The sequence below is a fragment of the Streptomyces sp. NBC_00386 genome (assembly GCF_036063235.1).
Lineage (GTDB): Bacteria > Actinomycetota > Actinomycetes > Streptomycetales > Streptomycetaceae > Streptomyces.
The window spans coordinates 4025592-4040490 of record NZ_CP107950.1 but is presented as its reverse complement, the minus strand read 5'-3'; the positions used below and the strand labels follow the sequence as shown (position 1 = coordinate 4040490).

Sequence of the window (14899 nt, the reverse complement as noted above, 5' to 3'; positions counted from 1 at the left end):
CGACGGTCGTAGCGGGCCGAACGTACGCCCGCCTCACCAGTACATCCCGGCACCTGCCGAATTAGTGGAAGGACGCCATCATGGCGAAGCTGTCCCAGGAAGAGCTGCTCGCGCAGTTCGAGAACCTCACCCTCATCGAGCTCGCCGAGTTCGTGAAGGCCTTCGAGGAGAAGTTCGACGTCACCGCCGCCGCCGCGGTCGCCGTTGCCGGTCCGGCCGGCCCCGCCGCCGTTGAGGCCGTCGAGGAGCAGGACGAGTTCGACGTCATCCTCACGGGTGCCGGCGAGAAGAAGATCCAGGTCATCAAGGTCGTGCGTGAGCTCACCTCGCTGGGCCTGAAGGAGGCCAAGGACCTCGTCGACGGCGCTCCGAAGCCCGTCCTCGAGAAGGTCGCCAAGGAGGCCGCCGAGAAGGCTGCCGAGTCCCTCAAGGGCGCCGGCGCCTCCGTCGAGGTCAAGTAACTCGACGAGTCCTCAGAGGACTCCTGTGAAGCTGTCACAGCCGCTCAAGTAGCGCTGTAACGCTGACGCACTGAAGAGCGATCACCCAACTGGGTGGTCGCTCTTCGGCGTTCCAGGGGGTCCCTGAAGCGGCAGCCTTGCGCTGCAGGCCGCGACGAGTATGGTGATCTTCGTTGTGCCTCCGGCCGCCCTGTGACAGGCAGAGGGACGGGTTGCAAGACGGGCCGCACGTGACGATCGCGGCACTTGCTTTGGGCATGGGGGGCCTTGACGAACCGCACGCAGCGCGCAATTCTCAGGACGCGTCGTCACAACGATCCGTATCCGAGGCATGGATCGCTGACGAAGAGGGCAGTATCGATGTGCATTGAGGGCGTGGCTTGCCGCAGGTGTTGAGAACAGTGAGAGTCTCAAGAAACCGGGACTGGACATCAGTGGGCCTAGTGGCTACACTGACCCTTTGCGCTGCCTGTTAGCTGCCTCCTGCCCGTCACCAGGGGCATACCCGTGTTTGAGCATCGACAGTTGGACTATCCCTGACCTGGCCTTTATCCGGCCGGATCGGGAACGGCCCGACGCTATGTCCGACATGGGACCGGTACGCGCGTAGTGAGTCCGAGCCCTCGGAAGGACCCCCTCTTGGCCGCCTCGCGCACTGCCTCGACCGCGAATACGAACAACGGCGCCAGCACCGCCCCGCTGCGCATCTCCTTTGCAAAGATCAAGGAGCCCCTCGAGGTTCCGAACCTTCTTGCGCTGCAAACCGAGAGCTTCGACTGGCTGCTCGGCAACGACGCGTGGAAGGCTCGTGTCGAGGCGGCTCTGGACAGCGGACAGGACGTCCCCACCAAGTCCGGTCTGGAGGAGATCTTCGAGGAGATCTCCCCGATCGAGGACTTCAGTGGGTCGATGTCCCTGACGTTCCGCGACCACCGCTTCGAGCCCCCGAAGAACTCCATCGACGAGTGCAAGGACCGCGACTTCACGTACGCGGCCCCGCTCTTCGTCACCGCCGAGTTCACCAACAACGAGACCGGCGAGATCAAGTCCCAGACGGTCTTCATGGGCGACTTCCCGCTCATGACCAACAAGGGCACCTTCGTCATCAACGGCACCGAGCGTGTCGTCGTGTCGCAGCTGGTCCGCTCGCCGGGTGTCTACTTCGACTCCTCCATCGACAAGACGTCCGACAAGGACATCTTCTCCGCCAAGGTCATCCCGTCCCGGGGTGCCTGGCTGGAGATGGAGATCGACAAGCGCGACATGGTCGGTGTCCGCATCGACCGCAAGCGCAAGCAGTCCGTCACCGTTCTCCTGAAGGCTCTCGGCTGGACCACCGAGCAGATCCTCGAGGAGTTCGGCGAGTACGAGTCCATGCGCGCCACCCTGGAGAAGGACCACACCCAGGGCCAGGACGACGCGCTGCTGGACATCTACCGCAAGCTGCGTCCGGGCGAACCGCCGACCCGTGAGGCCGCCCAGACGCTTCTTGAGAACCTCTACTTCAACTCGAAGCGGTACGACCTCGCGAAGGTCGGCCGCTACAAGGTGAACAAGAAGCTGGGCGGCGAAGCGCCGCTGGACGCCGGCGTCCTGACCGTCGAGGACATCCTCTCGTCGATCAAGTACCTGGTGAAGCTGCACGCCGGTGAGACCGAGACCGTTGGCAACAGCGGCACCTCGATCGTCGTCGAGACCGACGACATCGACCACTTCGGCAACCGTCGTCTGCGCAACGTCGGCGAGCTCATCCAGAACCAGGTCCGCACGGGTCTGGCTCGTATGGAGCGCGTCGTCCGCGAGCGCATGACGACTCAGGACGTCGAGGCGATCACGCCGCAGACCCTGATCAACATCCGGCCGGTCGTCGCCTCCATCAAGGAGTTCTTCGGCACCAGCCAGCTGTCGCAGTTCATGGACCAGAACAACCCGCTGTCGGGTCTCACCCACAAGCGCCGTCTGTCGGCTCTTGGCCCGGGTGGTCTCTCCCGTGAGCGGGCCGGCTTCGAGGTCCGTGACGTGCACCCGTCGCACTACGGCCGCATGTGCCCGATCGAGACCCCTGAAGGCCCGAACATCGGTCTGATCGGCTCGCTCGCCTCCTACGGCCGCGTGAACGCGTTCGGTTTCGTCGAGACCCCGTACCGCAGGGTCACGGGCGGCTTCGTCACCGACGAGGTCGACTACCTGACGGCCGACGAAGAGGACCGGTTCGTCATCGCGCAGGCCAACGCGCCGCTGACGGACGAGTTCCGCTTCGAGGAGTCCCGCGTCCTGGTCCGCCGTCGTGGCGGAGAGGTCGACTACGTCCCCGGTGACGACGTCGACTACATGGACGTCTCCCCGCGCCAGATGGTGTCGGTCGCGACCGCGATGATCCCGTTCCTGGAGCACGACGACGCCAACCGTGCCCTCATGGGCGCGAACATGATGCGCCAGGCCGTTCCGCTCATCAAGTCCGAGGCGCCGCTGGTCGGTACCGGCATGGAGTACCGCTGCGCGGTCGACGCCGGTGACGTCCTGAAGTCGGAGAAGGACGGTGTGGTCCAGGAGGTCTCCGCGGACTACATCACCACCGCCAACGACGACGGCACGTACACCACGTACCGCCTGCACAAGTTCTCCCGGTCGAACCAGGGCACCTCCGTCAACCAGAAGGTTGTCGTGGACGAGGGCGCCCGCGTGATCGAGGGCCAGGTCCTGGCCGACGGTCCCGCGACCGAGGACGGCGAGATGGCCCTCGGCAAGAACCTGCTCGTGGCGTTCATGCCGTGGGAGGGTCACAACTACGAGGACGCGATCATCCTGTCGCAGCGCCTCGTGCAGGACGACGTCCTCTCCTCGATCCACATCGAGGAGCACGAGGTCGACGCCCGTGACACCAAGCTCGGCCCCGAGGAGATCACCCGGGACATCCCGAACGTCTCCGAGGAGGTCCTCGCCGACCTCGACGAGCGCGGCATCATCCGTATCGGTGCCGAGGTCGTCGCCGGCGACATCCTCGTCGGCAAGGTCACGCCCAAGGGCGAGACCGAGCTGACGCCGGAGGAGCGCCTGCTGCGCGCGATCTTCGGTGAGAAGGCCCGTGAGGTCCGTGACACCTCGCTGAAGGTCCCGCACGGCGAGATCGGCAAGGTCATCGGCGTCCGCGTCTTCGACCGTGAAGAGGGCGACGAGCTGCCGCCGGGCGTGAACCAGCTGGTTCGTGTCTACGTGGCGCAGAAGCGCAAGATCACGGACGGTGACAAGCTCGCCGGCCGCCACGGCAACAAGGGCGTCATCTCGAAGATCCTGCCGATCGAGGACATGCCGTTCCTGGAGGACGGCACCCCGGTCGACATCATCCTCAACCCGCTCGGTGTGCCGTCCCGAATGAACCCGGGACAGGTGCTGGAGATCCACCTCGGCTGGCTCGCCAGCCGCGGCTGGGACGTCTCCGGTCTCGCCGACGACTGGGCACAGCGCCTGCAGGCCATCGGCGCCGACAAGGTCGCGCCGCGTACGAACGTCGCCACCCCGGTGTTCGACGGTGCGCGTGAGGACGAGCTCGCGGGTCTGTTCGAGCACACCCTGCCCAACCGCGACGGTGACCGTCTGGTCCTCCCGTCCGGCAAGGCGAGGCTGTTCGACGGCCGCTCCGGTGAGCCGTTCCCGGACCCGATCTCGATCGGGTACATGTACATCCTCAAGCTGCACCACCTGGTCGACGACAAGCTGCACGCCCGCTCGACCGGTCCGTACTCGATGATCACCCAGCAGCCGCTGGGTGGTAAGGCTCAGTTCGGTGGCCAGCGCTTCGGTGAGATGGAGGTGTGGGCGCTGGAGGCGTACGGCGCCGCTTACGCCCTCCAGGAGCTGCTGACGATCAAGTCCGACGACGTGACCGGCCGCGTGAAGGTCTACGAGGCCATCGTCAAGGGCGAGAACATCCCCGAGCCCGGCATCCCCGAGTCCTTCAAGGTGCTCATCAAGGAGATGCAGTCTCTCTGCCTCAACGTGGAGGTGCTGTCCAGCGACGGTATGTCCATCGAAATGCGTGACACCGACGAGGACGTCTTCCGCGCGGCGGAGGAGCTCGGCATCGACCTGTCCCGGCGCGAGCCGAGCAGCGTCGAAGAGGTCTGACGGGAGTCCGGCCGGGCCTTGGCCACCTGTGGAAAAGGTGATCAAGGCCCGCCGGCCCCAGGACCCCCGTATCAGACCCCTAAGACTTACAACCCTGAGAGGGATTGACGCATAGTGCTCGACGTCAACTTCTTCGATGAGCTCCGGATCGGTCTGGCCACCGCTGACGACATCCGTCAGTGGAGCCACGGCGAGGTCAAGAAGCCCGAGACCATCAACTACCGCACCCTCAAGCCCGAGAAGGACGGACTCTTCTGCGAGAAGATCTTCGGTCCGACCCGGGACTGGGAGTGCTACTGCGGCAAGTACAAGCGTGTCCGCTTCAAGGGCATCATCTGTGAGCGCTGTGGCGTCGAGGTCACTCGCGCCAAGGTGCGCCGTGAGCGGATGGGCCACATCGAGCTCGCCGCTCCCGTCACCCACATCTGGTACTTCAAGGGCGTTCCGTCGCGACTGGGCTACCTGCTCGACCTCGCCCCGAAGGACCTCGAGAAGGTCATCTACTTCGCCGCGTACATGATCACGTTCGTGGATGAGGAGCGCCGCACCCGCGACCTGCCCTCGCTGGAGGCCCACGTCTCCGTCGAGCGCCAGCAGGTCGAGAACCGCCGCGACGCCGACCTGGAAGCCCGCGCCAAGAAGCTCGAGACCGACCTGGCCGAGCTTGAGGCCGAGGGTGCCAAGGCCGACGTGCGCCGCAAGGTGCGCGAGGGTGCCGAGCGTGAGATGAAGCAGCTGCGCGACCGTGCGCAGCGCGAGATCGACCGTCTCGACGAGGTGTGGACCCGCTTCAAGAACCTCAAGGTCCAGGACCTGGAGGGCGACGAGCTCCTCTACCGCGAGCTGCGTGACCGCTTCGGCACGTACTTCGACGGTTCGATGGGTGCCGCGGCGCTGCAGAAGCGCCTGGAGTCCTTCGACCTGGACGAGGAGGCCGAGCGCCTCCGCGAGATCATCCGCACCGGCAAGGGCCAGAAGAAGACCCGCGCGCTCAAGCGCCTCAAGGTCGTCTCCGCGTTCCTGCAGACCAGCAACAGCCCCAAGGGCATGGTGCTCGACTGCGTGCCGGTCATCCCGCCGGACCTTCGCCCGATGGTGCAGCTGGACGGTGGCCGCTTCGCGACCTCCGACCTGAACGACCTGTACCGCCGTGTGATCAACCGCAACAACCGCCTGAAGCGCCTTCTCGACCTCGGTGCCCCCGAGATCATCGTGAACAACGAGAAGCGCATGCTCCAGGAGGCCGTCGACGCGCTCTTCGACAACGGCCGTCGTGGTCGCCCGGTCACGGGCCCCGGCAACCGTCCGCTGAAGTCGCTGTCCGACATGCTCAAGGGCAAGCAGGGTCGATTCCGTCAGAACCTGCTCGGCAAGCGTGTGGACTACTCCGCGCGTTCCGTGATCGTCGTCGGTCCGCAGCTGAAGCTGCACCAGTGTGGTCTGCCCAAGGCCATGGCGCTGGAGCTCTTCAAGCCGTTCGTGATGAAGCGCCTGGTCGACCTGAACCACGCGCAGAACATCAAGAGCGCCAAGCGGATGGTCGAGCGCGGCCGCACGGTCGTGTACGACGTCCTCGAAGAGGTCATCGCCGAGCACCCGGTTCTGCTGAACCGTGCGCCCACGCTGCACCGCCTCGGCATCCAGGCCTTCGAGCCGCAGCTGGTCGAGGGCAAGGCCATCCAGATCCACCCGCTCGTCTGCACCGCGTTCAACGCGGACTTCGACGGTGACCAGATGGCCGTGCACCTGCCGCTCTCCGCGGAGGCGCAGGCCGAGGCCCGCATCCTGATGCTGTCCTCGAACAACATCCTCAAGCCGGCCGACGGCCGCCCGGTCACGATGCCGACCCAGGACATGGTCCTCGGTCTGTTCTTCCTGACCACCGACGGCGACCTGCGGAACGTGAAGGGCGAGGACCGCTCCTTCGCGTCCGTGGCCGAGGCGATCATGGCGTTCGACGCCGGCGAGCTCTCGCTCCAGTCGCAGGTGGACATCCGCTTCCCGGTGGGCACCATCCCGCCGCGTGGCTGGACCCCGCCGGCGCAGGAGGAGGGCGACCCGGAGTGGCAGCAGGGTGACACCTTCCGCCTGCGGACGACCCTGGGCCGCGCGCTCTTCAACGAGCTGCTGCCCGAGGACTACCCGTTCGTCGACTACGAGGTCGGCAAGAAGCAGCTCTCCGAGATCGTCAACGACCTCGCCGAGCGCTACCCCAAGGTCATCGTGGCGGCGACGCTCGACAACCTGAAGGCGTCGGGCTTCTTCTGGGCGACCCGTTCCGGCGTCACCGTGGCCATCTCCGACATCGTCGTTCCGGATGCGAAGCGCGCGATCGTCAAGGGCTACGAGGACCTGGACGAGAAGGTCCAGAAGCAGTACGAGCGTGGTCTGATCACCAAGGAAGAGCGCACGCAGGAGCTCATCGCGATCTGGACCAAGGCGACCAACGAGGTCGCCGAGGCGATGAACGCGAACTTCCCGAAGACCAACCCGGTCTCGATGATGGTGAACTCGGGCGCCCGAGGCAACATGATGCAGATGCGTCAGATCGCCGGTATGCGTGGTCTGGTGTCGAACGCCAAGAACGAGACGATCCCGCGTCCCATCAAGGCGTCCTTCCGTGAAGGTCTGTCCGTGCTGGAGTACTTCATCTCCACCCACGGTGCCCGTAAGGGTCTGGCCGACACCGCTCTGCGTACCGCCGACTCGGGTTACCTCACCCGTCGTCTGGTCGACGTCTCCCAGGACGTCATCATCCGCGAGGAGGACTGCGGCACCGACCGTGGTCTGCGTCTGGCCATCGCCGAGCGCGGCGAGGACGGCGTGCTGCGCAAGACGGAGAACGTCGAGACCAGCGTGTACGCACGTGCGCTGGCCGAGGACATCACCGTCGACGGCAAGGTGCTGGCCCCGGCCAACACCGACCTCGGCGACGTCCTCATCGACGAACTCGTCAAGCACGGCATCGAGGAGGTCAAGACCCGTTCGGTCCTGACCTGTGAGTCCGCCGTCGGCACCTGCGCCATGTGCTACGGCCGCTCGCTGGCCACCGGCAAGCTGGTCGACATCGGTGAGGCGGTCGGCATCATCGCCGCCCAGTCCATCGGTGAGCCCGGTACCCAGCTGACGATGCGTACCTTCCACACCGGTGGTGTGGCCGGTGACGACATCACCCAGGGTCTGCCCCGTGTCGTCGAGCTCTTCGAGGCTCGTACGCCGAAGGGTGTCGCCCCGATCTCCGAGGCCTCCGGCCGCGTGCGGATCGAGGAGACCGAGAAGACCAAGAAGCTCGTCGTCACCCCGGACGACGGCAGCGACGAGACGGCGTTCCCGATCTCGAAGCGTGCCCGTCTCCTGGTGTCCGAGGGCGAGCACGTCGAGGTGGGCCAGAAGCTCACCGTGGGTGCCACCAACCCGCACGACGTGCTGCGCATCCTGGGTCAGCGTGCCGTCCAGGTCCACCTGGTCGGCGAGGTCCAGAAGGTCTACAACTCGCAGGGTGTGTCGATCCACGACAAGCACATCGAGATCATCATCCGGCAGATGCTGCGCCGTGTGACGATCATCGAGTCGGGCGACGCGGAGCTGCTGCCCGGCGAGCTGGTCGAGCGTTCGAAGTTCGAGACCGAGAACCGTCGTGTGGTCCAGGAAGGCGGCCACCCGGCCTCCGGCCGTCCGCAGCTGATGGGTATCACCAAGGCCTCGCTGGCGACGGAATCCTGGCTGTCGGCCGCCTCCTTCCAGGAGACGACCCGAGTTCTGACGGACGCGGCGATCAACGCCAAGTCCGACAGCCTCATCGGCCTCAAGGAGAACGTCATCATCGGTAAGCTCATCCCGGCCGGTACGGGTCTGTCCCGCTACCGCAACATCCGGGTCGAGCCGACCGAGGAGGCCAAGGCCGCGATGTACTCGGCCGTCGGCTACGACGACATCGACTACTCGCCGTTCGGCACGGGCTCCGGCCAGGCCGTCCCGCTGGAGGACTACGACTACGGTCCGTACAACCAGTGAGCGGCTGCCGGTAGGCGCTAGCTAGATCGAAGGGCGGTCATCCCCGGTGGGGGTGACCGCCCTTCGGCGTTCCCGGTCCGAGCTTCGGGTCCGCTTCCGGTGCGCTTCGGGACCCGGGCCTAGCGCGGGAGCTGGAGATACGGCTCCAGGGCGCGCAGCCGGGTGTAGTTGTCGGGGTGGGTGGACAGCAGCCTGGCAAGACCGGTGGGCTCCTGGAGCTTCTTGCCCTGGCCGGCGGCGGCCGCCTTGGCGGCGTTCTCCTCGGCCTGGAAGTGGTGCAGGACCTCGGCCATCTCGGGCGCGAACCCGAGGGCCGCGGCCTGCTGGTCGGCACGCAGTTCGCCGAGGCGGCCCGCCCAGGCGAGGAGGTAGGGCGCGACGACGAGGGGGATGGTGATGTACCAGGCGACGAGGAACCCGGCGAGCACGAACATCCCCATGAAGAGGATCAGCAGCCCGGTCGCGGCCGCGGAGAAGACCCCGGCGACGGCGAGCGCGATTCTGGCCATCCCCCGGGTGAAGGCCCAGGCGAGTCGGCCGGGCAGCGAGTACCAGTAGCCGAGGAGCCCGGCCCAGGCGTGACCGCCGGTGTGGTGGCCGAGTTCATGGGCGAGTACGGCGGCGAGGTTGCTGCTGGGAATCCGGTTGAGGGAGTAGGTGGTGACGCCGACGACATGGCCGGCGACGGCGACCGCGTTCAGGTCGTCGCTGTTCTCCACCATCAGCTCGTAGGTGTTCGCCTCGATGCCGGCACGGGCGGTGACCTCGCGCCAGATCGGCTCCAGCCGGGCGCGTTCCTCGGCCAGCGGTGTCCGCAGCCTGAGCGCGTGCCGGGCGAAGCGGAGTTCGGTGGGCCGGTGGAAGACGAGTGCTCCCGACGCCACCCAGGCCACGACGACCAGCCAGCCCACGACGCTGCCGAACAGCCCCAGCGCGAGGGCCGACACCACGGCGAGGCTCACCAGGGCCCCCGGGATCTGCGTGGCGAGCTGTCCGATGGCGGTGGCGTCCGCGCCCCGCTGATGGCCGGCCACATGGACGCGTGAGCCCTGGTGACGGTAGTGGAGATCGTCGGGCGCGACGGTGGGCCGCGGGACGAACGGCGCCGGCGCCGGCTGCGGCGGCTGCCCCGCGAACCGCGGGTCGGCCCCCGGGGCCCCCGGGTACTGGGGTGGTGCCGGGCTTCCGGCCGCCGCTCCCGGGTACTGCGCTCCCGGGTACTGCGCTCCCGGGTACTGCGCTCCCGGGTACTGCGGTCCCGGGTACTGCGGTCCCGGTCCGCCGGGGCCGGGGGCTCCCGGGTAGTGAGGGGGGTGCCCCGTACCCGTACCCGTACCCGGGTACTGGGGTGCCGGTCCGCCGGGGTACTGCGGCGGGGGAGCGGAGGTCACCGGGTACTCCGGGGGCGGGGTCGCGGCTCCTGGGTACGAAGGTCCCGGATACGGGGTTCCCGGGTACGGGGGTTCGTGGGCCGGACCTGGAGGCTGGGACATGACGGCTCCTTCGGTATGGCTGGTGGCTGTGCGGGGACGTCAGCCGGTGGGCGGCGGCCGACGGCGCCTCGGCGGGCGTGGTCAGGCGGGCCAGTCCTCCGGAGCGGGGTCCGGCGGCACGGCGGCTCGCGGGTCGTCGTGGCGGCCGGGCACCGGAGGTACGGCCGGAGCCGGTCCCGCGGTGGGGTAGGGCGTCGTGGCGGGCGGTCCGTACGGGGTCGCCGGGCTGTCGGGCCGACCCGGAGCCACGGGGGACCCGGCGCCCGGACCGCCCGTGTAGGGGGCTTGCCCGGCGTACGGGGGCCGATCGCCCGCGGCGGGGGGCTGCCCGGCGTACGAGGGCTGCCCGCCCGTGTCGCCCGTGTACGAGGGCTGTCCCGCGTAGGGCGGCTGTCCGCCCGTGTACGGGGTCTGGGGCTGCCCGGAGTACGGGGGGCGGCCGCCGTCGTACGGAGGCCGGTCGCCGTAGGGGGTCGGTTCCGTGTACGGCGGCCGGGGCGACGGGCCCGGGTACGGAGACTGGCCCGCGTACGGCGGCTGGGGCGGTGTCTGCGGCTGTCCGGGCGTCGCCCCGGGGGGCAGCGCCCCCTGACCGTCCCGAGGCGCCGGAGGCGTCTGCTGCTGGATCAGCTCGTCGACGGCCCGCAGGGTCGAGCGCGCCGACTCCGCCTTCTGGAAGTCCTCCAGGGTGTCCCCGGCGAGAACCTGCAGCTGGCCTCGGATGATGGACAGCTGGTCCTTCTGGATGGACCCGATGACCATCTTGGTGTCCTCGGGATGCTGGGACAGGTGCAGGGCCCAGGCGCCGACGCCTCCGTGCTGGAGGTGGTACTGGTAGAAGTTGATCTTCTCGGCGATCAGATGGTGGTCCTGCTGCTGGCGCAGCATCTCCAGTTCGTGCTGCTGATGGGCCAGCCGGAGCCGGAACTCGTGCTCGGGGTCGAGCATGTCCGACTCGTAGCGCAGGCTCCGCTGCCGTCGCCGGTGCGCGATCGCCTCGTCGTCCAGCCGCAGCCGTACGACACAGGTCACGGCGAGTCCGATGCCCGCGGCGAAACCGCCCTCGTCCACGGCCCGCTGGACCGCGCGCTCGGCGGCCGGGCTGTCCTCGATGGAGAAGGCGCGGCTCACCGGCCGCGCGAGCTGGTGCAGTTCACGGGTGAGCCGCGTCGGCACGTCACGCTCGCCGCTCGCCACGTACGCGATCGGGTCCGCGACCCGCCAGGTCAGGTCGGCCGTGGCGCCGAAGGCGAACGCGTCGTCGTCGCTCGGCATCTCCAGCGCGAGCTGCACGGGATGGCTGCCCATGTCCACCTCGTAGACGGAGGTGTAGCGGCGGGTGGCCGCGTCCGGGCGGCTCGGCCGGTGCGGCGGCATGTAGACGTCGTACGAGCCCTTCGCGGTGACGAAGACCAGCGCGTGGTCGATCGCGGTGACCGCGCGGCGGACGGTGTAGTCGAAGCGGGCGATGGGCCGCACCGTGAGCACCGGGTCGATGAGCGTGGTGTGCCGGTTGGCGTCCTGCTGCCACTCCGGCTGACGGCGGAACTCCGCCATGGTTCAACTCCTCGATGGATCTGGGGTGGAGGGGGTCAGAAGGCGGAGCAGACGGTCGGCCACGGCCGGCCGCGCGCCGCCGTCCGGGGTGCGCAGATTGACCAGATGGTGGCTCAGGCGCCTGTGGTCGTCCGCCGTGACGACGAGCGCGGGCAGCAGCAGCTCCAGGGCCTGCGCGACGTCCGCCCGGCTCTCGGCCAGCACGACCCAGGTGTGCAGGGCGGCCAGGGCGCCGCGGGTCTGCCCGGGGTCGCCGAGCGCGGTCCGCCAGAGGGTGGCCAGGTCACGGGCCGAGTCCGTCTCGTACATGCCGGTGTCGGCGTACCACTCGACGAGCGCGCCCTCCTCGGCGTTGTCGCAGGCGCGCACGAAGGCCCCCAGCGCGAGCGCGCGGACCGAGGCCGTGTCGTGGTGGAGCAGGCGCACCAGCTCGGAGAGCATCTCGCCGCGCCGTGCGCCCACCGAGAGCAGCAGGGCCGTCGAGTCGACCAGGTTGTTCGACTCGGTCCTGTTTCCGCCCCCGGCACGGGCGCGGGCGGCGAGCGCGCTCAGCGCCGTGCCCGCGAGGTCGGGGCGCAGCGGGGTGAGCAGGCCGAAGGCGCGGATCGCGGTCCAGCGGCGGGCCCAGTGGGTGTCCGTGCACCACTGGGTGAGCAGGCGCAGGACGACGGGCGTGTCGAGGAACTGGGCGAGCGTGAGCGTGTTCGCGGCGGTGAGCCGGGGACCGAAGGCCTTGGACACCGCCCAGCCGTCGATCAGCAGCTCCATCGCCGAGGGCAGGTCGGCGCGGGCCAGCAGCGCGGCGGCAGCGGCGGCCCGGGTCCGGACGACCGGACGTCTGTCACGGGCCAGTTCCTTCAGCCAGGAGACCAGCGCGGGCCGCGCCGACGGATGGCCCGTCCAGACCTCGCCGAGCAGTACCCGGGGGGTGTTCTCCTTCTTGAAGCGGGCCGTGAACTGGGGCACCGAGCCCCATTTGGTGGTCTCGACCCGTACCTCGCCCTCGGCCCACGCCCGCTCCAGCCGTGTTTCGGCGGGGAGTCCGAACACCGGGATCTCCGGCGGCTGCTCGGGATGCTGGAGCCGCTGGAAGTGCACGTACAGCGTGTCGGCGAGTTCGGCGGCGAGCACGTACGGCGCCTGGTCGAAGACGGCGAGGGAGATGAGGAAGGCCTTGTCGCGCAGGGTGGCCTCGGGGTCGCCGAGCCACTCCCGGCACTGCTGCTCGACGGCCGCGTGCCCGAAGTCGGCGAGGCGGGCCGCCGCCTGTTCGCCGCCGTCGTAGCGGGCGACCTCGACGGCGAACCGGGCCACCTCGGCGGGCCGGTGGGCGCCGCGCGCGAGGAAGTCGCGGACAGGGCCGAGGGCGAGCAGACCGGCGAGGTCTCCGGGCTCTTTCCGCAGGTCGGCCAGGTGGGCGCGCAGCACCGCGGTCGCCTGTGGGGGTTCCCAGGCGGAGGGGGCGACTCCCAGCAGGAACGGCGAGTTCTCCAGGGTCACGACCAGATACCCGCCGGTCTTCGCGAGCCGGTCGCGGGCCGCGTACAGGTGCGTGTCGCGCAGCGGGCGGTTGCGGCTCAGCGGCAGATCGCGCAGGACGTGGCCGCCGGGCGCGGTGAGCTGGGTGCCGAGGTTCGCCGGGCCGGTCTCGGCGGACAGCGCGTGGACGGCGGGCACGCCCAGGTGGTGCAGGAGCATGAGCGCCGCGGCGTGGCGGCCGGTGGAGTGGGCGCCGGAGAGGACCAGGACGCGCTCGTCGCGCAGCCGGGCCAGGGCGGCGGCGAAGGAGGGGCCCTCGACGAAGACCGAGGCGAGCGCGTCGAGCCGCTGCCGGGGGATCTCGCCGGAGACGTAGGCCGTCGAGGCGGAGGCCGTTCCGTGGTGGTGGATCTCCGTCTTGCCGCCCATGAACACATCACGGGCCGAGCCGCCGGCCGACACCCCGTGCTGGGCCCCGGCGACCAGGCTGCCGCCGAAGGACGCGGCCTCGTCGAAGATGAATCCCGGGGTGTGCGCGACGAGTTCGCGCTGTGCGGCCCTGGCCTCCTGGGTCTCCTCCTCGGGCTCGCCCGCGTCGCCGCCCGCCTCGGAGTCCGGGTGCGGCCCGGGGGGCCATGGCGCGTCCGGCGGTGGTGCGTCGTCGGGGGGGCCGCCCCGCATCGGGGGCGCGGGGGCCGTCACGCGGGCTCACCCCCGCTCCTGCCCAGGTGGACGTCCCCGGTGACCTGCCCGCCGGACACCCCGTGCTGATCCCCCGCGACGAGGCTTCCGCCGAAGCTGGGGGAGCCGCCGCCGAAGGTGAAGACGACGTTCGCGGGCGGCGCGGCGGGCTGGGCGGGCTGCTGCGCGGGCTGCGCGGACGGTCGGGGCTCCCGGGGCTCCCCGGGCTGTTCGGTCCGGGAGGGCTCCTGCGGGCCGGGGATCGCGACCGCATCCGCCGCGGTCGCCGCCGCGTCCGTCGCGGCGGTCGTCGTCGGATCGGTCGCCGCCGTCGGTTCCGCCCGGGGTGTGGAGGTGTCCGCCCCCGGCGCCGGGCTCTCCCCCGAGCAGTCCGGCGCCGGGACTCCCCCGCTTTCACCGGGGCCATGAGCCCCGTGCGGAACCGGGCCGTGCAGCCAGGCCCGCAGGGGTCCGTTCTTGCTGTCCACCGTCACCGCGTGGAAGCCCTGTGCCGGGATGCCCGGGTGGTCGTGCCGCACGATCCCGGCGTGCACGCTCTCGGAGACGCACAGGGCGAAGTCGTCCGGCCGCTCCCGCAGGGCGGCGCGCAGCAGCCCGGCGTCGAGGAGCCGGCAGGCGTGGTTGAGGTCGGAGCCGACCCAGCCGTCGTGCTCGTCCACGGCGATGTAGCCGGTGGCGACGACACCGCGCAGCCGGATCTGGGCGGAACTGGACGCCATCCGGTTGACCGCGCGGAGCTGGTCGGGCACCTCGGTGAGCAGGGCACGCAGCAGCGCGGTGACCGAGGCGTTGGCGTCGATCAGCTCCATCACCGAGTCGCCGCGGTCCGCCCGCAGGCGCAGCCGTTCGTCGATGCCGGCGCTCTCCAGCGCGCGGTCCGTGATGTCGTACAGCATCCGGCGCAAGTAGGCCTGCTCCACGTCGTCCCGGTCGCTGTACCTCTCGATGTCCAGCAGAAGGATCGTCCGGCTCACGGGGTCGGTCATGGTCGCCTTTCGGTGGGGGCCTCGCCTGGCAAGCAGGGTGGCGTCACCGGTGGGCCGGGTGTGAGGGCGGATGTCCCACTCG

General features: G+C 69.4%; 7 protein-coding genes. 3 read left to right on the top strand and 4 right to left on the bottom strand.

The window, feature by feature from the left end:
* The first annotated feature begins 80 nt into the window (after positions 1-80).
* The 3 genes from rplL (at position 81) to OG780_RS17590 (ending at position 8600) form a co-directional block, all read left to right on the top strand.
* Entirely contained in the window at positions 81-461 is a 381-nt protein-coding gene (gene rplL / locus OG780_RS17600; protein ID WP_328449285.1) for a 50S ribosomal protein L7/L12, read from the top strand.
* A gap of 639 nt (positions 462-1100) precedes the next feature.
* Positions 1101-4586, top strand: coding sequence for a DNA-directed RNA polymerase subunit beta (gene rpoB / locus OG780_RS17595; protein WP_326786079.1), 3486 nt, complete (start codon positions 1101-1103; stop codon positions 4584-4586).
* Between the two features lie 114 nt (positions 4587-4700).
* The gene (locus tag OG780_RS17590) at positions 4701-8600 is read left to right on the top strand and encodes a DNA-directed RNA polymerase subunit beta' (protein WP_328449281.1); all 3900 of its coding nucleotides are present in this window, start codon (positions 4701-4703) and stop codon (positions 8598-8600) included.
* A gap of 119 nt (positions 8601-8719) precedes the next feature.
* Here OG780_RS17590 and OG780_RS17585 read toward each other — a convergent pair whose 3' ends face one another.
* From OG780_RS17585 to OG780_RS17570, 4 genes are all read right to left on the bottom strand, one after another.
* Positions 8720-10093 (bottom strand): M48 family metalloprotease, encoded by a 1374-nt coding sequence (locus OG780_RS17585; protein WP_328449279.1) that lies wholly within the window; start codon positions 10091-10093, stop codon positions 8720-8722.
* Positions 10094-10174: 81 nt separating this feature from the next.
* The gene (locus OG780_RS17580; protein ID WP_328449277.1) at positions 10175-11650 is read right to left on the bottom strand and encodes a PE-PGRS family protein; all 1476 of its coding nucleotides are present in this window, start codon (positions 11648-11650) and stop codon (positions 10175-10177) included.
* A gap of 3 nt (positions 11651-11653) precedes the next feature.
* Positions 11654-13831: a hypothetical protein gene (locus tag OG780_RS17575; protein ID WP_328449275.1), complete on the bottom strand. Its 2178-nt coding sequence runs from the start codon at positions 13829-13831 to the stop codon at positions 11654-11656.
* Positions 13828-14817, bottom strand: coding sequence for a hypothetical protein (locus tag OG780_RS17570; RefSeq protein WP_328449273.1), 990 nt, complete (start codon positions 14815-14817; stop codon positions 13828-13830). The genes OG780_RS17575 and OG780_RS17570 overlap by 4 nt, the downstream gene beginning before the upstream one ends.
* Positions 14818-14899: the final 82 nt, after the last annotated feature.

Coding starts and splice junctions, on each gene's coding strand:
- OG780_RS17570 (WP_328449273.1), bottom strand. CDS start 14,817: ATGACCGACCCCGTGAGCCGGACGATCCTTCTGCTGGACATCGAGAGG.
- OG780_RS17585 (WP_328449279.1), bottom strand. CDS start 10,093: ATGTCCCAGCCTCCAGGTCCGGCCCACGAACCCCCGTACCCGGGAACC.
- OG780_RS17580 (WP_328449277.1), bottom strand. CDS start 11,650: ATGGCGGAGTTCCGCCGTCAGCCGGAGTGGCAGCAGGACGCCAACCGG.
- rplL (WP_328449285.1), top strand. CDS start 81: ATGGCGAAGCTGTCCCAGGAAGAGCTGCTCGCGCAGTTCGAGAACCTC.